General features: G+C 59.0%; 17 protein-coding genes. 10 read left to right on the forward strand and 7 right to left on the reverse strand.

The features are described from left to right. Window positions 1-120 precede the first annotated feature (120 nt). Window positions 121-1,263, reverse strand: coding sequence for a CaiB/BaiF CoA transferase family protein (locus ACOYW0_RS16280; RefSeq protein ID WP_482414883.1), 1,143 nt, complete (start codon window positions 1,261-1,263; stop codon window positions 121-123). A gap of 260 nt (window positions 1,264-1,523) precedes the next feature. Here ACOYW0_RS16280 and ACOYW0_RS16285 point away from each other — a divergent pair, with 260 nt between their 5' ends. Further along, complete coding sequence (locus ACOYW0_RS16285) at window positions 1,524-1,868, forward strand: DsrE family protein (protein WP_482414884.1); 345 nt, start codon at window positions 1,524-1,526, stop codon at window positions 1,866-1,868. Window positions 1,869-2,172: 304 nt separating this feature from the next. Here ACOYW0_RS16285 and ACOYW0_RS16290 read toward each other — a convergent pair whose 3' ends face one another. The 3 genes from ACOYW0_RS16290 to ACOYW0_RS16300 form a co-directional block, all read right to left on the reverse strand. Continuing rightward, window positions 2,173-2,595, reverse strand: coding sequence for a MarR family winged helix-turn-helix transcriptional regulator (locus tag ACOYW0_RS16290; protein ID WP_482414885.1), 423 nt, complete (start codon window positions 2,593-2,595; stop codon window positions 2,173-2,175). A gap of 424 nt (window positions 2,596-3,019) precedes the next feature. Then, window positions 3,020-4,291 carry an OmpP1/FadL family transporter gene (locus ACOYW0_RS16295; protein ID WP_482414886.1) on the reverse strand — a complete coding sequence of 424 codons (1,272 nt, stop codon included), beginning with the start codon at window positions 4,289-4,291 and terminating at the stop codon, window positions 3,020-3,022. Window positions 4,292-4,780: 489 nt separating this feature from the next. Continuing rightward, complete coding sequence (locus ACOYW0_RS16300) at window positions 4,781-6,055, reverse strand: helix-turn-helix transcriptional regulator (protein WP_482414887.1); 1,275 nt, start codon at window positions 6,053-6,055, stop codon at window positions 4,781-4,783. Window positions 6,056-6,575: 520 nt separating this feature from the next. Between ACOYW0_RS16300 and ACOYW0_RS16305 the strand changes: the two genes are divergently transcribed. From ACOYW0_RS16305 to ACOYW0_RS16315, 3 genes are all read left to right on the forward strand, one after another. Further along, on the forward strand, window positions 6,576-7,313 hold the full coding sequence (locus tag ACOYW0_RS16305) for an amino acid ABC transporter permease (protein ID WP_482414888.1): 738 nt from the start codon (window positions 6,576-6,578) through the stop codon (window positions 7,311-7,313). A 151-nt stretch (window positions 7,314-7,464) separates the two neighbouring features. Further along, complete coding sequence (locus ACOYW0_RS16310) at window positions 7,465-8,265, forward strand: transporter substrate-binding domain-containing protein (protein ID WP_482414889.1); 801 nt, start codon at window positions 7,465-7,467, stop codon at window positions 8,263-8,265. Window positions 8,266-8,270: 5 nt separating this feature from the next. Continuing rightward, window positions 8,271-9,155 (forward strand): amino acid ABC transporter permease, encoded by an 885-nt coding sequence (locus ACOYW0_RS16315; RefSeq protein WP_482414890.1) that lies wholly within the window; start codon window positions 8,271-8,273, stop codon window positions 9,153-9,155. Window positions 9,156-9,367: 212 nt separating this feature from the next. Here the strand turns inward: ACOYW0_RS16315 and ACOYW0_RS16320 are convergent, their stop codons facing one another. The 3 genes from ACOYW0_RS16320 to ACOYW0_RS16330 form a co-directional block, all read right to left on the reverse strand. Continuing rightward, window positions 9,368-10,567, reverse strand: a complete 1,200-nt coding sequence (locus tag ACOYW0_RS16320) for an aminotransferase class I/II-fold pyridoxal phosphate-dependent enzyme (RefSeq protein WP_482414891.1) — start codon at window positions 10,565-10,567, stop codon at window positions 9,368-9,370. A gap of 679 nt (window positions 10,568-11,246) precedes the next feature. Next, complete coding sequence (locus tag ACOYW0_RS16325; RefSeq protein ID WP_482414892.1) at window positions 11,247-12,713, reverse strand: hypothetical protein; 1,467 nt, start codon at window positions 12,711-12,713, stop codon at window positions 11,247-11,249. Between the two features lie 203 nt (window positions 12,714-12,916). Further along, window positions 12,917-13,927 (reverse strand): nucleoside hydrolase, encoded by a 1,011-nt coding sequence (locus ACOYW0_RS16330; RefSeq protein WP_482414893.1) that lies wholly within the window; start codon window positions 13,925-13,927, stop codon window positions 12,917-12,919. A gap of 564 nt (window positions 13,928-14,491) precedes the next feature. Here ACOYW0_RS16330 and ACOYW0_RS16335 point away from each other — a divergent pair. The 6 genes from ACOYW0_RS16335 to ACOYW0_RS16360 all read left to right on the forward strand — a co-directional run bounded on the left by ACOYW0_RS16335 (window position 14,492) and on the right by ACOYW0_RS16360 (window position 21,948). Continuing rightward, the gene (locus ACOYW0_RS16335) at window positions 14,492-15,475 is read left to right on the forward strand and encodes a DUF2860 family protein (protein WP_482414894.1); all 984 of its coding nucleotides are present in this window, start codon (window positions 14,492-14,494) and stop codon (window positions 15,473-15,475) included. 188 nt (window positions 15,476-15,663) lie between these two features. Beyond that, on the forward strand, window positions 15,664-16,965 hold the full coding sequence (locus tag ACOYW0_RS16340) for a TolC family protein (RefSeq protein ID WP_482414895.1): 1,302 nt from the start codon (window positions 15,664-15,666) through the stop codon (window positions 16,963-16,965). Next, a complete protein-coding gene (locus ACOYW0_RS16345) occupies window positions 16,958-17,653 on the forward strand; it encodes an ABC transporter ATP-binding protein (RefSeq protein WP_482414896.1) in 696 nt (231 codons plus the stop codon). Before ACOYW0_RS16340 ends, ACOYW0_RS16345 begins: the two co-directional genes overlap by 8 nt. Continuing rightward, the gene (locus ACOYW0_RS16350) at window positions 17,646-18,917 is read left to right on the forward strand and encodes an ABC transporter permease (protein WP_482414897.1); all 1,272 of its coding nucleotides are present in this window, start codon (window positions 17,646-17,648) and stop codon (window positions 18,915-18,917) included. The genes ACOYW0_RS16345 and ACOYW0_RS16350 overlap by 8 nt, the downstream gene beginning before the upstream one ends. A gap of 5 nt (window positions 18,918-18,922) precedes the next feature. Further along, window positions 18,923-20,179: an ABC transporter permease gene (locus tag ACOYW0_RS16355; RefSeq protein ID WP_482414898.1), complete on the forward strand. Its 1,257-nt coding sequence runs from the start codon at window positions 18,923-18,925 to the stop codon at window positions 20,177-20,179. Between the two features lie 641 nt (window positions 20,180-20,820). Further along, window positions 20,821-21,948 carry an efflux RND transporter periplasmic adaptor subunit gene (locus ACOYW0_RS16360; RefSeq protein ID WP_482414899.1) on the forward strand — a complete coding sequence of 376 codons (1,128 nt, stop codon included), beginning with the start codon at window positions 20,821-20,823 and terminating at the stop codon, window positions 21,946-21,948. Window positions 21,949-21,961: the final 13 nt, after the last annotated feature.

Genomic DNA, 21,961 nt, shown 5'->3' on the forward strand with positions numbered 1-21,961 from the left:
GCCTGCTGCACCGTGGCGGCGGGTTCGGCACAATGCGTAGCGTAAGATGTTCATGTACGAACAGCATAAAGAGCCTTCCCCTCTCACTCTCTCATTTTTATTGTCTATTTTGAGCCGGTTTCAGGTGACGCCCGTTTCTTTAAGGGCTTGGATCTCTTTCGGGGGGTAGCCCAGTTCCGCAAGCACTGTCTCTGTATCCTGGCCAAAGGAGAAGGGTGCGGTGCGGATGCTCCCCGGGGTTTCGCTGAGTTTGACGGGCACGCCGATGGTTTTGACGGGCTTGTTGTTGCGGTTGCGTGACTCCACCACCATGCCCCGTTCCTTGAACAGCCTGCTGTCCATGGCCTCGGAGAGGGAGCTTACCGGGCTCCAGCAGAGGTCCATGGCCTTGAATCGCTCAGACCAGTAGGCCAGGGGTTCGGATTTGATAAGGTCGGCAACGGCCTGGATGATCTCCTCCCGTTTTTCGTCGTCGAACTGCAGGGCCTCAAAGCGGTCAAGGCCCGTGGCGCGGCAGAAAGCGATCCAGAACTTGGGCTCCAGGGCGCCCAGGGCGATGAATTTTCCGTCGGCAGTTTCATAGGTGTTGTAAAAGGCGTAACGGTGGGAGAGGAGGGTGTCGCAGCGAGAAGGCTCGGTGCCCGTCTCTTGGCCGATGTTAAGGGCCAGGTGCATGAGGGCCAGGGTGCCGTCGGTGATGGAGATGTCGATGTGCTGGCCCATGCCGGTGCGTTCCCGGTGGAAGAGGGCCAAAAGGATCCCGGAGACAGCGCTTAAGCTCCCTCCGGCAACGTCGGCCACCTGAAACCCGGGGACATGCGGGGCCTCTTTGGATCCCATCAGGTCCAGGGCCCCTGCCGCGCTGAGGTAGTTGATGTCGTGTCCCGGTGCATCGCGAAGGGGGCCGGTCTGGCCGTAGCCGGTGATGGAGCAGTAGATAATACCGGGGTTGACTGCTTTGACGTGGTCGTATCCCACACCCAGGCGATGGGTGACGCCGGGGCGGAAGCCCTCGACGATGACATCGGCCCGGGCTGCCAGCTCCAGGAAGATGGTCTTGCCCGTGTCGGACTTCAGGTTAAGACTTACGTGCTCTTTGTTGCGGTTGATGAGGTCTGGAAAGGCGCCTTGGGACGCGTAGCGCGGATCTTCAATGGCGATGACCCGTGCGCCGTGGTCGGCGAGCATCATGGTGCACCAGGGGCCGGGAAGGAGCCGGGACAGGTCGAGGACGGTGATGCCGGACAGTGCGCCGGTGGTCATGGGCTCTCCTTGTGTGTTTATTTTCGGAGCGTAAAATCCGAGATCCGTCACCTGCTTTATGGTAGACTATGAGCACAGGGGACAAACGGGGATGCACATGATTCGGGGGCGGCTCGGTCAGGTTTTACTTCATCCAGGCGAGCCGATCCCATGTTTTGTAACGTAGACTGTAGACGAATGCATCCCATGCCACAACACATTATTTTACGACAATCCGGGGGGCGCGTACCTCCCTGGAGTGTTCAGCGAAAGGGGAGCTTATGAAAGTCGTATTGCATATAGATTCCGATAAGGAGAGGCGCCTGCGCCTGACGTTAAACAACATGAAGAACCTTCTGGCGGCCATGGAGGGGCGTCCCATCGACGGGGCCGTTGTGGTGAACGGGCCCGGGGCTCAGCAGGTGACGGCGAGCATGGACATGGAGCTTTCGGAGCTGGTGACCAGGCTGGCGAATCAGGGCATCGTCTTTTTTGTCTGCAACAACTCCCTGGTCCAGTACGATATCACCCCCGAGGTGCTCCATCCGGCGTTCAAGGTGACGAGGGCTGGGGTTCTCAAGCTGGTGGAACTCCAGCGGGATGGCTACGCGTACGTGAAACCCTGAGAATCACGGACACAGGGAACCCCTGCCTCGGCAAGGGTGGTCGGTGAGGTCCCGGCAGGGGACGCTTTTTGTAAAGAGACTCTATTTTTGAAAGGGATCGTGCGAAACAGCGATAAACAAGGGTCAATCTGATGTTTTTCAACAGGTTATCCCCTGGCGTGATCGTCGGGGGAGACTTGGCTTTATCGCCGCGAAAGAATGCGTACGAACGAAAACACCCGGAGCTGCCAAATGCTCAGGGTGTTTTGCGTTGTGGGGGGAATTGTGGCACGTTCGCGCACATTATATATTGTATACAAAGTGACTACTCAAGGTCGCGAAGCAGCCGTTTCAGAAGGACCCGTTCTTCCAGGCTCAGGTGGGCCAGGGTCTCTTCGTTGGCATCGGCACGGACCTTGAAAAGATCGTTGACGATGCTGGCGTTGGCCTGTTCAGTCAGGAGGATACGCTGGACCCGGCGATCGTTCTCATCGCTTTTCTTGGTGATCCAGCCACCGTCGATGAGCCGGTCGAGGACCCCGGAGACCGTGGCGTTGTCCAGGACGAGACGCTGGCCGATTTCGCTGGCGGTGAGTCCGTTGTTTTCGTAGATGGCACCGAGGACGAGCCCCTGGACCGTGGTGAGGCCATAGGGCTTCATGCGTTTTTTCAAGTTTCTCTGGGCTTTCTGGTTGGCTTTTGCCAGCAGAAAGACAATGCATTCGTTGTACGTAATTTCTGCAGTCATGGTGATGTCCGTTGGTCGGGTGTGATGAAACCGCCAAAAGCCGGTGGCACGCGCACTTCATCTGATATCCTGCCCGGCGCATGCGGTGGCTTGGCGTCTGATGTCGGGAAATGTGGGTTGTTGGCTTTCGGAAGTGTTTCTAAGATTGATTTGTGCGCAAAGTATCCTGCAAGCTCTGTGCCTGTCAAGGGAAAAGAGACAGTTCCCGGTGAGGTGGTCACCATCCGGGCAAGGCCCTGTCCAGGGGCACCTTTTCGGAGCAGTTGTCAAACAGGTTTTTTAAGGTAAGGTTCCATTCCGCAGCAAAGGAGATGCTTAGGGGGCGTGTCGGGGCTGGGACATGTAAGATCAACAAAAAAAGCGCGCCATGGGAAACCATGGCGCGCTTTTTTAACTCAAGGTACGGTGTAACTATTCAGATTGCTTAGAATCGGTAGGAGAGGGTGGTGCCCACGTTCAGCACCGTGCCGTCGGCCACGAGGCTTACCGGGGCGCCTCCGTAACTGGGGTTCAGGGCCTCGCTCTCCCCGTTGATGGTGCGCTTGCTGGGGATGTCCGCGTAGCTTGCCGCAATGTCCAGGGTGAAGTTCCCGAAGGTGAAGCCAGCGCCCAGGGAGAAGGTGTGCTTGTCCCCGTCGGGCCAGATGAAGTCAAGGCTCTCGTCGGGCACGGGGGTGGGATCCCAGACATAGCCGCCGCGAAGGGTCACGGTGGGGTTAACTGTCCACTCCATGCCGATGCTGTATTTGGTGGTGTCGTCCCAGTCGCGGGTAACGGGCAGGCTGGTGATAAAGTTGCCGTTGTGGGGAATGGGTGTCGAAAAGCGTTGGTCCTGAACGTCGTTGATGCTCCAGCGAGTCCAGGTGGCGTCTGCTTCTACGAGCAGCCCCTTTTTTGCACCAAAACGATACCCCAGGCCGGCCTGAACCTGCTCAGGGTGATCGTAATCCAGCATGACCGTGGTGATCTTCATGCCGTTCACCTTGAGGTCCCCTTCAAACTCAGTCTCGGTACGGCTCCGGTAGGTCAGGCCCATGGAGAGCCGGTCCGTGGCCTGGTAGAGGGCGCCGATATTGTAGGACACGTTAAAGTCGTCGGTGAGTTCAGCCTCAAAGGGGGCCTGGTGCTCGAGGTGTATGAAATCCGCCCCGGTTTCGGAGCGCCCCAAAGAGACCCCGACACCCAGGGCAAGCTTTTCGCTGACTTTGTAGGACAGGGCAGGGGTGACGGTGACCCTCTGGTAATACGCCTCGTAGTTGTTGTGGGCCCCGGGGTTGGTTTGCGGGTTCTTGTCCCATTTGACGTGCATGCCCCAGGGCACGCAGAGGGTGATTCCTGCGGCCAGGCGGTCGGACAGGGGCATGGCTGCCCCCAGGTGGGGAACCACAAGGGTCCCGGTTTCGTCGGAGAAGTTGGTGGGGGTTTCCAGGTGAGGAATTCCCGCAACGCTGTAGTCCTCCACCTCAATGTCCGGGGTGGTGGTCAGGACACCGGCGGACATGGTGGCGGTGGTGGCCCGGGAAAGACCCGCCGGGTTGTAGTAGGGCGCAAAAACGGGGGAGGGGGCGGCGCTGACAGCACCTCCCATGGCAGTGGCCCGGGAGCCGATTCCGTATGTGTCGACCATGCCGGCCCACGTCGGGAGTGCCGAAGTGAGGGTCAGCAGGGCAGTGAGGATGGTCAGGGTTCGTTTCATGGGGCCTCGACATGTTTTCATAAAAAGTTCGTGGGTGCACCGGGTGGTTCCGGTCTTTCCAATCTGTTGCGGTGCGGTGCACCGGTATGACTCAGAAAGCATGCCAGAGCCCCATGGAAAGGCAATATGGAAAGAATAGAGGGGGAATACAGGGTTGAAACCTATATTTTAGAATGGCGATTCTATGGAATCGCTTTGACTGGCAGGATGTTAATGAAGATGGGGAATCGAGGTGTCTGTGTTATGCCGCGAACGATGTTTTATCACTGCCCAGGGTACGCGACCCTGTTGTGGCGTCTTTTTTCTGCCGCGGCAGGTGGGAACGGAGATTTCATTCGAACAGGTTTTTGAGTGTTTCCTTGAAGAGGGCTCGGCAGCCAGTTCCTTCCCCTTCCGATCTGCGCACCGATTCCAAATCAGCTCCGCATCTTAAGGGGGCCCCGCTCCGCAGGATGCTCCACGTATACAAAACGACGGATGAATCGGCACCTACCGGGTCAATGAGAGGAGCTGGGTGCGCAGGTTTGCCCCGCTGTTGTTGAGGCCCAGTTTTTTGCGGATGTTGTTGCGGTGAAAGTCGATGGTCCCCTTGGAGAGGTGAAGCATGGCGGCCATCTCCTTGGAGGTGTGGCCCTGCCGGATAAACTCGGCGACCTTGAGTTCCATGGGGGTGAGGTTGATAAAGGGAGAGGCCAGGCGCCGGGTAAACGGGGAGATGATCTCCGACAGGCTTGTCATGGCAGCGTCCAGGTGTTTTTTCTGGGTGGGGGTCAGGGGGTGGTCGGTGACCTTCTCCAGGGAGGGGAGCACCAGGTGGCGCAGGGTGGCGGTCATGTTTTCACCCAGCTCTTCCTTGTCTTTTTCCCGCTGGGTCAGAAGGGCCCTCAGGGCTGCCTGGCTCTCTTCCAGGCGGCTTACCTTTTCTTCGACTTCCGCCTTGCGGCGTTTCAGGGCCTTTTCCATGCGCACCTGGCGGGTGACGTCCAGAAAGGTCCCGGCCACGGTGAGGACATGGCCGTCGGGCCTTTTTTCCACGGCTTTTCCGCGGGTGCTCATCCAGAGCCATGCACCGTCGCGTCCCTTGAGGCGGTGGCGTACGTGCACGGCATCTGTTTCGCCCTTGAGGTGCAGGGTAAACGAACCGGAGACAAAGGGGCGCTCCGACGGGTGCAGTCGGTCCAGAAATTCGGCCTGGGGCATGGATTCTCCGTTCTTTACGCCGAAGCGCTGGCCCCAGCCCCGCTCCAGGGTGACCACTTTTTTGTCCACCCGCCAGTACCAGACCCCGAGCTCTGCGCCTTCCAGGGCCATGATCAGGTTTTCTTCCCGGTTTTTCAGGTCCTCTTCCCGTTTTTTCCGGTCGGTGATGTCCACGGCAATGCCGTGGAGCCGCACAGGCACATCGTTCTCCTTGATGAGCCGGGCCCGGGTGGAGATCCAGATATGGGAACCGTCCTTTCGCCGGACGCGAAACTCCAGGGCTTCGGTGAAGCCTGTTCGCTTTTCCGGGTTGCCGAGGATGCCGGTGGCATGGGTTTTCTGGTCTTCCCGGATCAGCTCGAAGAAGTTGAGGCCGGGAAGTTCGTGGCGCTGGTAACCCAGCATCATCAGGGCCGTGTCGTTGGCGTCGATGAAGTTTCCTGAAAAATCGATGACGTACACCGCATCCAGCGCCTTCTCCAGAAGGCCCATAAAACGGTCGTTGAGCTCCAGTTCATGGATGCGCTGGGTGAGTTCCCGGATTTTGGCGTTTTGGTCCTGCATGGGGGCTCCTGATGAAACGGTTTTTTCCGGTTGCTCACACCGGGAAAATGAAGCTACCCCTCCTGGTGGCAGATGTCAAATGAAGGGTGTTGTTTTTAAGGGGGATTTTCTATACAATGCCTCCCATTAAGACATGTTGAAGATCCTTGACAGTGCTTCATGACGGTTGCTGCTCGAGGAACACGAGTTCCATTCGGGCCATGGGGCAGCCGCGATGTCCGAGGCCTCAACCCGCTGCCCGGCGAACCCCGTCGGCGGATGCGCACACCACCGAAACCCCCACCCCAATCTGGTGAAAATAAAGAAACGGAGTAACTATTCAGTTCAAAAGCGCCTTTGGCGGCCCTGCCGGGGGCCAAACTTTCAATCCGCCTTCGCCCAAGGGCTACGGCGAGGCAACCGGAACGTTTTTGCGGAGCTTTTTTCAAAAAGTGACCCGCCGGAGGCAACTGAATAGTGACGAAACGGAGAGCCTTTGCACGCATGGAAACGCTGGACCAGGATGTACGGAAAAACCGCGATGTTTCTCGCAGGTCTCCTGGCCCTTTTGGCTTACGGATACCATAACCTGAACTACAACTGGCAGTGGTACAGGGTCTGGCCCTATCTGGTGACGGTCACCGATGAGGGCTTCCGGGCTGGAGTGCTCCTGAAAGGGGCCCTGGTGACCCTGAAGATTTCGGGGCTCAGCCTGGTCTTGACCCTTGTGATCGGCTTTTCCACGGCCTTTATGCGCCTTACCTCCTCTCCGGTGCTCAACGCCCTGGTGGTGGGCTATGTGGAGACCATCCGCAACACGCCGCTTTTGATCCAGCTTTTTGTGATGTACTTCGTGATCTCACCTGTCATCGACCTGTCTGCGTTCGCCTCGGCCGTCATTGCCCTCTCGCTTTTTGAAGGGGCCTACGCCTCGGAGATCATCCGCTCCGGCATTGCGGCCGTGGACCAGGGACAGTGGGAGGCCTCCTTCAGCCTCGGCATGACCCCCTTGGGGACCTTTGCCGAGGTGATCCTACCCCAGGCCCTGAGGCAGATGCTCCCCATGCTGGCAGGCCAGGGGGTTTCCCTTATCAAGGACTCGGCCCTGGTGAGCACCATCTCCATTTTTGACCTGACCATGCAGGGCCAGAGCATTGTGGCTGAAACCTTCCTGACTTTTGAGATCTGGTTCACCGTGGCCTTTTGCTATCTGGGCATGACAGCCACCCTGTCCGCCTGCATTGCCCGGTGGGAGGCGAGGGTCAGGATGAGGGGATAGGAAAAAGGCGAAGGGCTAAAGGCGAAGGGCTAAAGGTGAAAGGTGAAAGGCTATAGAGCAAGGGTGATGAGTGTTTGGTCTGATTGATCTGGGACATGGCCACCGGCGGAGCTGCCGGGGTTTATCGAATAATAACCCACCGAAGGAGAGAATGATGAGACGATGGCTGGCTTGTGTGATGATGGTATGGGTTCTGCTTGGCTGCGGGCCTCTTTGGGCGGGCGAGAGCGTGATCGAGACGATTCAGAAAAAAGGGGTGATCCGGGTGGGCATGTCCACCTTTGTGCCCTGGGCCATGCGGGACAAGACCGGGGAGCTCATGGGCTTTGAGATCGATGTGGCAAGGGAGCTGGCAAAGGACATGGGCGTGAAGGCGGAGTTTGTGCCCACCAACTGGTCGGGCATTATCCCGGCCCTTCTTACGGGCAAGTTCGACGTCATCATCGGTGGCATGGGCATCACCCCGGTTCGGAACCTCAAGGTGAATTTTACCGAACCCTACGATTTTACGGGCATGTCCATCGTGGCCCATCGGAAAAAGGCACAAGGGTTTTCCTCCCTTGCGGATTTCAACAAAAAGGAGGTGACCATCGCCGTGCGCATGGGCACCACCGCCGAGATGGCCGCCAAAAAGTACCTGCCCAAAGCTTCCTTTAAGCTTTTTGAAAATGAGAGCCAGGCCCTTCAGGAACTTCACCTGGGGCGGGTACACGGGGTGGTATCTTCCGCTCCCCTCCCCCGGTTCCAGGCCCTGAAATATCCGAACAAGCTGACGGTTCCCCTGGAAGAGGATTTTACCAGGGAACCCATCGGCTTTGCCCTTCGAAAGGGGGACCACGACGCCCTCAATTTTTTCAATAACTGGATTCGAGCCAAACAGGCCGACGGGTTCTTCGCGGAAACCAAGCACTACTGGTTTGAGACCCGGGATTGGGCAGAACGGGTGAAGTAAGCTCTATGATTGGTTTTGGCAACAAGAAATATCGATTCGGCATGGTGGACGCCGCGACCCTGCTGCTGGTGGGGGCGCTTGTTCTGTGGTTTTTCCACCGAGTGGGGGCGGTGCTGGATTACGGATGGGAGTGGGGGGCGGTGCCCTCGTACATCCTGAGGCGGACCGATGAGGGGGGATGGGTGCCCAACCTGCTTTTGACGGGTTTTTTCACCACGGTAAAACTCAGCCTCTGGGCGAGCCTCCTGGCCTCGGTCATCGGTATCCCGGCAGGGGCCATGCGGGCCCAGGGCAGCCCGGGCCAGAAGCTTCTGGGCTGGGTGTACGTGGAGACCATCCGGAACATCCCGTCCCTGGTGCTGGTGTTTCTCTTTTACTTTTTCATCAGCAGCCAGTTCTTGGATCTGCTGGGGGTGGATGCCTGGCTCAGGGGGCGTTCAGAGATTACCCGGGCCATTTTTTCCTTTCTCTTTGCCGGTGAGGCCCAGATCAACGCTTTCCTCTCGGCCGTCATCACCCTGGCCATCTACGAAGGGGCCTACGTCACGGAGATCGTCCGGGGCGGCCTCCTGGCAGTGCCCTTTGGGCAGAAGGAGGCGGCCCGAGCCACAGGCCTGAAAGAGGGGCAGGTATTTCGCTACGTGATCCTGCCCCAGGCCTTGCGAAAAATCATTTCGCCCCTGGCCGGTCAGTTCATCTCCACCATCAAGGATTCGGCCATCATGAGCGTCATCTCCATCCAGGAGCTCACCTTCCAGGGCATGGAGGTCATGGCCGCCACCTTTCTCACCTTTGAGGTGTGGCTCACCGTCACCTTCCTCTATTTTATTCTCACCTTCAGCCTCTCACAGGCCGCGGCCTTCATGGACCGCCGCATCGCCAAATACTGAGCCGGTTTATCAGCCTGGCATGTCCCGCGCGCCTCGGTAAAATCGAGGCGTTTGGTGAGCCGGACACGGTGCACAGAGTGCACCCTACGGGGCATCGGCCACTTGAGACGGTGTCATCAAAACCACCCTGGTGGCCCACACGATGATCATGGCCCGGTGAGCCACAAAAACCCCAGCCTGTGACCTATCCCCTTATTACCTGATTTACCGATTTACCTGAGGTCTATGTCCGCCTGCCGGATCTGACGGAGGGCCTGACGGATGCGCTCTTCGTTCTCCACCAGGGCCAGGCGGAGGTAGCCTTCCCCTTCCTTGCTGAAGCCCGCTCCGGGGGCCACGGCCACGTGGGCTTTTTCCATGAGTTCCATGGCAAAGGCCATGGAGTCGTGGCTGTTTTTGTAGCGTTCTGGGATCTTCACCCAGAGGAACATGCCCGCCTTGGGGGCCTCCACATCCCAGTCCATGCGCCTGAGGACGTCGCACATGGTGTCTCTTCGCTTCAGGTAGACTTCCACCTGTTCGGCGATGTTGGCCTCGCAGTCGCGAAGGGCCACGATGCCCGCTGCCTGGATGGCGGTGAAGATGCCGTAGTCGTAGTAGCCCTTGATCTTCTCCAGGCCTGTGATCATCTCGGCGTTGCCCACGCAGTAGCCCATGCGCCATCCGGCCATGTTGTAAGACTTGGAGAAGGAGCCGAACTCCACGCCCACGTCCTTGGCCCCGGGAACTTCGAAGAAGCTGGGGGCCTTGTAGCCGTCGTAGGTGATGCGCGAATAGGCGAAATCCTGGATCACCATGAAGCGGTATTTCTTGGCGAGCTTTACCACCTCTTTGAAGAAGTCCACGCTTGTCACCTGGCCCGTGGGGTTGTGGGGGTAGTTAAGCATCAGCATCTTGGGCACGGGGTACATGGACTCGCAGAGGTCGGAGATCTGCCTGAGCATGTCCTCATCCGAGGCCATGGGAAACCGGACCACGTTGGCCCCGGCGATGATGGCCGCGTAGATGTGGACGGGAAACGCCGGGGTGGGCACCATGATGGTGTCTCCGGGGCCCAAAAGGGCCAGGCAGAGGTGGGAAACCCCCTCTTTGGAGCCGATGGTGGTGATCACCTCGGAGCCGGGATCCAGGGAGACCCCGTAGTCCCTGTCGTACATCAGGGCCAGCTCCTGCTTCAAGTGCTTGATGCCTCCGGCCACGGGGTAGCGATGGCTCTTGGGGTCCTTGGCCACCTTGCAGAGCATCTCGGTCACCTTGTCCGGTGCCGGGTCCACAGGGTTGCCCATGCCCAGGTCGATGACATCCAGCCCCTTCCTGCGCTTGTCCATCTTCATTTTGTTGATCATGCCGAACAGGTACGGGGGCAGGTGGCCCATTCGTTCCGAGTACTTGATGAGTGGTTCTTCCGTCATGTGTCGCCTCCGGTTGGGTTTGGGGTAAGAAGGCTCAATGGGTCGGTATGTGAGGGCGGGGCCCCGGGGACAGCCCGGGGCAAAAAAAAAGCCACGGGTTGTCGTCGTCAACCCATGGCGTTCTTACTGCGGTCTATATAATCAGAAGGCAGCGAAACGACAATGGGTTGACCCCATGGCCGCTGCCGCCGCCAATATGTGGCAAGCGTTGTTCATTCTGGTTTCCTTGAGAATAAAAGTTCCCTTTTTGATTACGCGTATTGGCGCCACCTGTCAATCGAAAAACGTGGAGGAAGCTTGTCTTCGGAAGGGGCATGACGGGGCGTGCTTTACGTATCCTTGGCCTCAAGGCAGAAGGAATCCAGCGGTTTTGTAACTATTCAGTTTATGTGGGTATGAAGCGTTACCGACGGGGTAGGTGAGGTAGGGTGCGCTTGCGCACCGCCGAAGAATCGTAACGGTCATAACAACCAATGTGCGGGTGATCTTCACGCAGCATAGGCATGGCAAAAGATGGTGGTTTTCCGAACAAATGGTGCGCAAGCACACCCGACGGGATGTCACATAACAAGCTGTAAATATTATTCTGGCAATCAGAGGTGGATTGGGCTGAATAGTTGCCTGGTTTTCAAAAATTTGGCCCCCGGCAGGGCCGCCGGAGGCTTTTTTTATCGTGATGTCAATGCCGGAAGGTCCACACGATGAGAAGGCCCCCTGCCGTGCCTGTGACGGTTACCTTGTCCAGAGTGGCCTGGATATCCACGCGGGTGAACTCCCGTTTCATCAGGTAGCTTGAAATGAATTTTCGCGATTTCACGGGCAGCTCGGAGTACCTGTCCAGAAGCTCTTGCGGGACTTCAATTGCCCCGGGGATGTACCGGGGATCGTCGGTCAGGCCCCTGGGGCGCGGGCTGACGCGGATGGTCTCCTTGGTGTGCAGCTTCAGGTTGAGGGACTCCTCCGGGCTCAGGTGCACCACAAGGTCCACCGGGGTGTTGTAGCAGCTGAAGTTGGTGAGCTCTGCGGCCCAGTCATTGCCGTTGATGATGTGGTACCAGGGCAGGCCCGGGGTGAGGGAGCCCAGGTTATCCATGTTTTTCCCGTAGTACCGGTCGTCCCGTTCCCCCAGGGTCAGGTGGGTGGTGTCTCCCTCCCGGTTGTCCAGGATGGTGCCGGACAGGGGGGCACCCGTGGCGTGGAAGGTCCACTGGGTGGTGTCGTCCACCTCGGTGATGTCCTTTTCAAAGTACCCGGTTTCTCCGTCTTCGCTTACGCCTTCCACCCGCAGGGTGCGATGGATGCAGTTACGCCCGATTTTGTGGATGCTGATGCGGTCGGTGATGGTGCCGGAGATTTTCGGATGGCGGACCCAGTAGGTTGGGATCTGGATGAGGGGGATGAGCTTGTCGCTCTGGTCTTCGTAAGAAGAGGGGAGAAAGGCGTCGGCGCCCCCGATATCAAAGTCGTAGAACCGCGTGTACATGTCCCCGTATTTGTTGATGAGAAACAGGTGGGACCCGCTGGTGCTGAGGTTGAGGGCCTGGAAGGCCCCCCTTTCCGGTCCGCAGATGCCGTAGCTGTAGTCCGTGGGCAGCCACGGGTCGTTGTAGATCAGGTCCTGGCCGTTGGGCCCCAGCATCCAGATATGGGAGCATTTGGCCAGCCCCACCTCAAAGAGATTGCCCGCCGGGTCGGTCCAGTACCCATCTTCCCGCCTCGACACCACGGAAAAATCCCAGGTGATGATCTCGTCGGTGAGTTTCATGCCTGGGCCCATCCAGAAGGGAATGCCCCACTCCTTCTGCCAGGTGAAGTCCGATATGTCATCAAGCCCGTTCCACATGGTGTAGATCTGGCGCTCACCGTTCAAGGCGATGATGTGCTCATCGTCCATGGCAAACTCGGTGACCTGGCCGGCAAGGCCCTCCGGGAGCTCAAGTTTGACCCGTGGCTCCGGTGTGTTGACCCCGGTTCTCTCCTTGATCCAGATGTCGCCGTCTTTGAGTTTAACGTCGTACCTCGTGTTGAACGATGCCTGGTTGCCCCTGAAACAGACCCGGTCCTCGAAGGTTTCCGCCGAAAGGGCGGTGCATGGGATGAGGGTGAAAAGCAGAAAAATCGTAAGCACGAAACTGTTTTTTTTCATGACGTCTCCCCCTGACTTGATGGTTATGGTTGGCAAATCGTTTGCACAAACCGAGACCGGCAAGAGGGCTCAAACAGCGGGTGCGCAATCCGGGCATGCAGATGCGTGAGCCCTTCGTTCGCGTTGTGTGAGGTGGGATACCCTGAAGTATAGAGAAAGGCGGGGGGAAGTGCAATGAACAAAGTCGTCATATGTTCATTTTGTCAGGTTTTGCCTGTTCCGTTGAGGATGGCTGCAAACCGGGCCTTGAACTCCTGCCGGGAGCCCCCCTGGATGACGGTGACTTTTCGGGAGCCTGTCCGGCTGATCCGTGTTGTGCCGCACCGGTTGTCGGTCTCGCTCTCCGTTATGTCGATGTCCAGGAAGGCCCGGTACGACTGGCAGCTCTGCATGTCCCCGGTCATGACCAGGGTGGCCAGGGGGTCGAAGACGGGAACGGGGATGCCTTCGTTGTGGGGACCGGTTTTCTCAAGGAGGATTCGTTTTGCCAGGGTGGCCAGGGGGTCGACGGCGGTAAGTGCCTCAGTCAGATCCGGGCCCAGGAGCACGTGGTTGCAGGCGTCCAGGGGAACCAGGGTCAGGGGGATGGGGGAGTCCACGATACGCTTTGCCGCCACAGGATCGATAAAGACATTCCATTCGGCCCCGTGGTTGGTGGCGTACACCGGGCCCTGGTCCCACGCGTCCCTGGCGTTGTTGAGCAGGGCCACGTTGCCGTCCACATAAACAGCCCCGGCCATGGCGACGATTTTTTCAATGTTGTCGATTCGTGGGGCAGGGGAGGTGTCCATCATGCGGGCAGGGTTGGTAAACCCGCCCAGGCAGAGGAGGGTGATTTTTTCGTCGGTCGCCTCCAGGGTGTCGGCCAGGAACTGCCAGGCCGGGCGCGGGTCCGTTTCAAAGCTGACGGAGGGGTTGAGGCTCCCCAGAAGCCCCATGACACTGTTCATCTCATCCTTGAAGGGTTGGGGAAACCGGTGATCAAACCCCATGGGCGTGCTGGTGCCGGCGCAGACCCGGACCCTGGGCCGGTTGGCCAGCTCTGTGAGGGTCTTGGCGATGAGGGTGCCCCACCGGAGGTCGGTCTCCCCGCACCCGGTGACGCAGATGCCGAGGAGCTCCACCGAAGGGTGCTTCATGAGGCAGAGAATGGAGAGGATGTCGTCCCATCCCATGTCCGAGTCGACAATGACGCGTTTGCGTGCAGGGTTCACGGAACCTCCTTTGGGCTTTGTGGGGGCGTTCAAACAAAACGTGGGAGTGCTGTTTTTTGCATTTTACACCGGCCGGGCCGCCTGAGGCAAAAAACAAAAGCGATGCCTTCCATGGTTAACGTGGGCAAGAAAAGCCTGCCTCCGGCGGCCAGGGGATTTTTGCCTAAGTGGCTTCGCCACCCCTGGACCCCAGGTTGCGAATGCCCTCTCCCTTCGTTCCTCAGGGTGAGGACATTCGCGAAGGTTTCTGGATAAGTGAGCAAGGCCTGTTTATTAAACGTTTCAAAAGTTTGGCCCCCGGCAGGGCCGCCTGTGGCTGATTTTTGGAGCTGAATAGCTACGTTTTACGTTTCAACAGGTTGGCCCCGGAAGGGGAGCCAAACGGAAGTAGCTGCAACAACTCATGCCTTTGCCCGGGGGCGTCCAGGCCCTTCGTTACATTTCTTCACACATTCTCCACAGAATGACACGCACAACCCGTGATAGCCATGGACTTATCGGAAGTCATGCTGCCCTGAGGCAGCAAAGAACAAACACAAGGCTTGAGGATGTGAGGTGACTATTGTGGGACGGATTGCTTTTTTTGTGATGTGTGTGATGTTTTGTTGCGCTCCCATGGGCGTATGGGCCGAGGGCCCGGCACCGGAGGGTGAAGAGGGCGGATTTTACGGCACCGCCATGCTCGGGGGCGGTGTGTCTCACTGGCGGCCCAGTCTTTTGGATGCGGAAGATGGAAACGAAACCATCACCAGCCTGGAAGACACCGCCGATAAAGAGACCTCCTTTATCCCCCTGATGACCCTGGAGGGGGGGTATTATTTCGACTCCACGGGGACGTGGGTGTCCATGGACGTGGTGGACGGCCTTGAAGAGCTTGAGACAAGCGTCATCGGCAACCTCACCGTGGGCCAGTCCCTGGGGGACCTGGGAACCATGGCCTTAAGCTTTTCCCGCCATCGCACCGATGTCTGGAAAGATCCCTACCTCGTGGGATCGGCCCGAGAGATGACCAAGTCCAAGGACCGCACCGTGGGGCTCTCCTGGGAGGATGTCCTGGGGCTTCCCATTAGCCTGGACGTGGCCTACACCCTCACGCGGGTGCGGGACGACGTGTCCGGGAAGAACAACCCGGACCTGAAAAGGGACGGTGAGACCGGTGAAGCCACGGTGTCGTTTCCTCTGTTTTTTGGCGAGCGGTCCATGGTCCTGGCAGGGCTGGGGGGCGTCCAGGGTGATTTTGACGGCCAAAGCAACAGCTACGACGGATACCGCGTGAATCTCATTCACATCCTGGACATGGGGCGCTGGAGCCTCTCTTCCGTGGTTTCCGGAGAGCAGAGGCGTTACGATGCAACCCACCCGGTGTTTGGAAAAACCCGTGAGGACAAGGGGTGGATTTTCAGCACGGAATATACCTACCACGCCCCGTTGGGGTACGACCGCTATTTTTTCCAGGCAAGGGCTGCCATGGGGGAGACCACAAGCAATATCTCCTTTTTCGAAAGCTCTACCCTGATGGTGGGGGCAGGCATCGGGTATACCTTTTAAGCCCGGTGTCCTTGTTTACTCCGTGGGTGGTTCTGCTGATATGACATATCTGAAATTGCTTTCACTGTATGCATTGCCTACAATGCGGAGGCTGATTTTCAGGTCAGCTGGCCCGGCAGGACATGACTCCGTAAAGGAGCCAACCCCAGAGAATATCTTGACTGACACACAGAAGGCACACCTTAGGTATGAGAAGCGCGATCAGTGCAGTTGTTTTTTTACTGAGTTTGTGGGTTTCAGGGCCTCTTTATGCCCTGACCCTGCAGGACGCCGTAAAGGCGGGGCTGAAAAACAGCCACACCCTGAAAGGGGCGTCCCATGAGACCGATATTGACAAGTACAGACGGGACACGGCCCAGGCGGCGTTGATGCCGAAGGTCACCTCCCGTTACGGCTACTCCCGGACAGACCGGTCGGCGGGCGGTGACGGACGGGACAGCTCGTCTGCCGGAGTGGCGGTGAGCTGGAACCTCTTCAACGGGCTGGCCGACCTCAACACCTATCGGTCGGCTGCGGCAGGCTACCAGGCCCGGCAGTTCCAGGAAACCGGCCAGGTGGAGGACTACAAGCTCAAGGTGATCAAGGCTTACATCGAGGTGCTGAGCGCCCGGAAGAAGAGGGCCGTGGCCACAGAGTCCGAGGCGCTCCTGCAGTCACAGCTCAAGACCACGCGGTTGTCCTACAAGGTGGGACTCTTTCCGAAAAACGAGGTGCTTAAGGTGGAGTCCCGGGCCGTGGCCGCCCATCGCAAGGTCCTGGAAGCCCAAAGACGAGTACGGGTGGCGATCTTCGACCTGGAAAAGGTAACGGGGCTTACCCTTTCCGGCGCCGAGCCCTTGACGGATTTTCCGGCGGAGACCCCGGGGGTACCGGCCCTAGAGCAGCTGACGGCCATGATGGACGCCAACCGCAGCGAGTTGAAATATCTGGACACCTTGCTGACCTCCAGGGGGTATGATGCCCGGGCGGCCAAAGGCAGCTGGTGGCCCTCCCTGGACGTGTCGGCCGGATGGACCCATTACGGGGACTCGGCCATGCCCGACGGCAGGGCCTACGGCCACAACGACGATACCGTGGCGCGAGCCGATCTCAGCTGGACCCTCTTCGACGGCACCGCCAGGAAGAGCCGCCTGGCAAGCGCCCGGTCCGAGGTCTCCCGGGTTCAAGAGACCCTTGCAGACACCCGGTTGACCCTTGAAACCGCTTTGAAACGGGTGGTGGAGGATTACCGGCTCGCCGTGGCAAGCTATGATGCAGCCCACAGCGAAGTGGCCTCGGCCCGGGAGAACCACCGCGTCACCGAGGCCATGGTCAAAGCCAGGAGCGCCACGCCCACGGACCTTCTGGATGCCAACATGATGCTCACCCAGGCGGAGAACAGCCGTGCCGAGGCGCGGTATGCCATGTACCGGGCCATGGCCGAGATGGAACGGGCCGTTGAAACGTCCCTGTTTTATGACGGCGGCAAGAGGTTCTTCGACTATGATTGAGATCAAGGGTCTGCACAAAACATATCCCCTGGGAGAGGGACGGCTCCATGTGCTCAAGGGCATCGACCTGTCGGTGTGTGAAGGGGAAATGGTGTCGGTGATGGGGTCCTCGGGATCGGGGAAGTCCACCCTCCTGAACATCCTGGGGCTTCTGGACAGCTACGACAGCGGCTCTTACCTCCTCAACGGCATGGCCGTGGGGGCCATGGACGAAACCCGGGCCGCTCGCCTGCGCAACCGGAACCTGGGCTTCGTATTCCAGTCCTTTAACCTTATCCCTTTCAAGACAGCCGAAGAGAACGTGGCCCTGCCTTTGTACTACCGGGGCGTTCGACGGCGCGAGAGAAATCGTCTTGCCAGGTCCCTGTTGGCGCGCGTGGGGCTGGCAGACCGGGCCGGTCACCTTCCAGCAGAGCTCTCCGGCGGGCAGAAGCAGCGGGTGGCCATTGCCCGGGCCCTTATCACCGATCCGCCCCTGATCCTGGCGGACGAGCCCACCGGCGCCCTGGACACCGAGACCTCCTACGAGGTGATGGCCCTGCTCCGGGAGATCAACGCCACGGGCAAGACCATTGTCATCATCACCCATGAACCCGACATCGCGGAGATGACGGACCGCATGATCCGGTTGAAGGACGGACGCATCGAGGCCGGCACCTCGGAGCACAAGGGGGGCGGAGATGTTTGACGCGGACCGGTGGCGGGAGGTCTTCGGCGTGCTGAACAGGAATCGTTTGAGGACCCTTCTCACGGGGTTCTCCGTGGCCTGGGGGATCTTTATCCTCATTGTTCTGCTGGGGGCGGGCACCGGCCTTGAAAACGGCCTTCGGGAGAACTTCAAGGGAGAGGCCATGAACGCCATCTCCGTGTACGGCGGGTTTACCCAGAAAGACCACAACGGGGTGGCGGCGGGTCGGGAGATTCTCTTGAACCGGGAGGACCCCGAGCTGGTTCGCGGGCGCATCAAGGGCATTGGCCACATGGCCCCGGTCATTGAACTGAACCTGGAGACCCCGGTGCGCCACGGCAGCGAGTACGGATTTTTCAACGTGGAGGCCGTCTGCCCGGAGAACCGGCACATCACCCGTGTGGAGATGATCCGGGGACGCTACCTGAACTCCGTGGATATGCAGGAAACCCGCAAAACAGCAGTGGTGGACGACGAAATCGCCCGGGCTCTCTTCGGAAAGCCAGAGGCCGTGGGTCAGTCCCTTCTCATCGGGGGGATTCCCTTTACCGTGGTGGGGGTCTTCAAGCGCCTTTCCAGCTTCGGCAGCCGGACGATCTACATTCCCTTTGCCACGGGACAGCGCCTCTTTCAGACCGACCGGAAGATCACGGGGTTTACCTATCTTGTGGACGGCGAGACCCCTCTGGCAAAAAGTCGCCTCATGGAAGCCGGCACCCGGGTTGCCCTGGCCGGCAAGCATCGCTTTGACCCGTCGGACAAAGCCGCCCTCATGACCATGAACAGCCAGGAAGAGTCCATCATGTTCCGCAAGCTCTTTACGGCCATTCGCCTGTTTCTCTGGATCACCGGCATCGGCACCCTCATTGCCGGTATCGTGGGGATCAGCAACATCATGCTGATCACCGTGCGTGAGCGGACCCGGGAGATCGGTATCCGCAAGGCAGTGGGGGCCACCCCCGCATCGGTGGTGGGCATGGTGGTGACCGAGGCGGTGCTCATCACCGTTGCGGCCGGGTACACAGGCCTGGTGGCAGGGGTGGCCACCCTGGAACTGGTGCAGTGGATTATGGCGGTGACAAGCGCCAAGGCGGCCGAGAGCACAGACGTCCTGGGCAATTTCACCGTGTTTTTGAATCCCACCGTGGATTTCGGCATTGCGGTGAAGGCGTTGCTGCTTCTGTCTGCAGCCGGGGTCCTGGCCGGTTTTTTCCCGGCGCGAAGGGCGGCCCTTGTGAAACCCATTGAGGCCATGCGGGAGTAACGACCATGTTTGATGCGGATTACTGGAAAGAGATTTTCCACACCCTTGGGTGCAACAAGACCCGGACGTTTTTGACCGCCTTTGGCGTGTTTTGGGGCCTCTTCATGCTCACCCTCCTCACCGGTGCGGGAAACGCCCTGAAAAACGGGGCCATGAAGGATTTTGACGGGTACGCCAAAAACGGCGCCTATCTCTGGTCCCAGCCCACGGGAAAACCCGGCGGCGGGTACAGCCGGGGCCGGGAGTGGCACATCACCCTGCAGGACGTGGCTGTTCTCAAGCACAAATTGGCCGAGCTCAAAAGCATTGCTCCGCGCCTTCACGCGGGCAGCGGGGCCAAGAATGTGGCCCGGGGGGCCCGTTCCGCTTCCTTTACCGTGGTGGGGGACGTGCCGAGCTGGCGGGACATCGAGTCCATGAAGATCCTGAAGGGCCGGTTCATCAACGGCCTGGACATTCGGGACAAGCGGAAGGTGTGCGTCATCGGCAAGCGTGTGGCCGAGGTGCTTTTCCTGCCCGGAGAAGACCCCCTCGGAAAAAAGGTGAAAGTGTTCGGCGGGTACTTCCGGGTGGTGGGGGTGGTGGCCCCCATCTCCGCCCAGGATCGCCAGAAGAGCCGGACTGTTCACCTGCCCTTTGCCACCCTGGGCGGCCTCCTGAATTTGGGGGACGACATTCATTACATGGGCGTCACCGCCGCCGACGGTGTGAGCGTGGCCACCCTGGAGGAGCGCATCATCGCCATCCTCAAGGAGCGCCACAGCATCGCCCCCGACGATGCCCAGGCCGTGGGCCACCTGAACATCGAGCGCCAGTACAGAAAAATGACGAGCCTCTTTTTCGGGATCTCCGCCCTCTCCTGGGCCGTGGGCTTAGGGACCCTGGCTGCCGGTGTCATCGGAATCTGCAACATCATGCTCCTGGTGATTCGGGAGCGGACCCGCGAGATCGGCATCAAGCGGGCCCTGGGCGCAACCCCCCTTCAGGTCCGGCTCCAGATTGTCTGCGAGTCGGCCCTGCTTACCTGCGTGTCGGGATATGCTGGGCTGTCTGCCGGGGTGGTGATTCTGGAGGCCGCCAACCGCGTGCTCAAAAAGGCCTCGGCCGGAGGAGAGGGGAGCATGTTCCTCAATCCCTCCATCAGCCTGGACGCGGCCCTGGGCGCCCTGGCCGTCCTGGTGGTGGCAGGCATTCTGGCAGGCCTTCTGCCTGCCCAGCGGGCCGTTCGCATCAAGCCTGTGGAGGCCATCCAGGACGAATAGTTTCGCAAATGCTTCGGCCCTTCGTTCCTAACCCGGATATTTCATGAGAAAACGGTCAAGCCAAATCAATAAAATATCATTACAGGCGGTTAGTGGGTGAAATTTAGATATTTGAAAAATGCAAAATGCCATTCGTCTTTTTCTGGTCGATTTTCTCACCCTTCGGGCGAGCCGAGTGCACCCATCTTCTGCGTTATCAGAGCCTTGAGGTAAAACACTACATCTGCAGCTCTGATGCCTTGAATATGGGTGCACTCGACTCGTGAAATATCCGGGCTAAAGGACCGTCTCATTTGCTTACGGGCTGCGCCCGTGAAAAATTGACCGAAGCGGCCTTTTAGTCCGTCGTTACCCGTGCCGCACTGGAGTGCGGCACTCCAGGGGGCAAAGGGAGGCGGAGGGGATGTAAATTAGGACGACGGTAACTATTAGCGACCCGCCAGAGGCAACCGAATAGTTACGGTAGACGTTTGTTTGAAAGGCGGATGTGATTTGACCCGGGGAACGAGGGGCAAAGCGCATTCGCAACCTGCTTTCAAGATGGCACACCTTGCCGCCGGAGGCTGCTTTAAGCTGACCCATGATGGTTCGTGGGGCAAGATGCCACGACTATGGAGTGTGATGAAACGATGAAAAAAATAATGACATGCCTTGCTGTGCTTTCCGTTGCCGCTCTGTTTATCGGCACCTTTGTGTTTCTCTACGGCAAGTCCCACGGGCCGGTGGAGACTTTCGGGACGGTTTCGCCGTCCTATGGGGACATTTCCAACCGGATCCTCATCACGGGCCACATCGAGCCGAGAAAGGAGATCAACATCAAGTCCCGGGTGGCAGGCATCATCCAGAACCTGGAAAAAGAGGCGGGCATGTCCGTCAAGAAGGGCGAGATCATCGCCACCATCCAGATCGTGCCTGAGATGATCCAGTTGAGCGCGGCCCGCTCCCGGGTGGAGGTGGCCCGCATCAACCTCGCCAACTGCCGGGATACCCTCCGGCGTAATCGGGAGCTGTTTCAGTCCGCCTCCATTTCAGAGTCCAAGATGGACGAGCACGAGCTTGCCGCCGACCTGGCACAGGCAGAGCTCAAGGCCGCCAGGGAGAACCTCCAGCTTATTCTGGAGGGGCGGGCAGGGGACAGGGACACCGCCTCCAACACCCTCATTCGCTCCACCATCGACGGGATGATCCTGAGTGTTCCGGTGAAGCAGGGGGACTCGGTCATTGAGAGCAACTCCATGAACGAGGGCACCACCATTGCGGTCATCGCGGACATGAAGGACATGATCTTCAAGGGAACCGTGGATGAAATCGACGTGGAAAAGGTGAAGACGGGCATGCCTGTGGCCGTGACCCTGAGCGCGGACCGCCAGAAGGTCCTGTCCGGGGTCACGGAGTTCATCTCCCCCAAGGGCACCCAGACCAACGGGGCGGTGAAGTTTGACCTGCGGGCCACCCTGGACCTTCCCAATGAGGGATTGCTGCGATCGGGCTACAGCGCGGCCGGAGAAATTGTCCTGGCCGAGCGAAAGCACGTGCTCATGATCGATGAAGGGGTGGTGACCTTTGAAGAGAAAGGGGCCTTCGTGAACCTCGTCACCGGTGAAGATCCCCTGGTTTGTGAACACCGCACCGTGACCACAGGCCTCTCCGACGGCATCCACGTGGAGATCGTCGCCGGCCTGGAACCCGGGGACAAGGTCAAGGCAGACGACAGCCTGGTCAAGAGCCTTGCAGGCCGACCGGGTGATGAAGAGTCGGATATGATGTAAGACAAACCGTCAT

Source organism: Desulfoluna sp. HI9BLuna, from assembly GCF_056829775.1.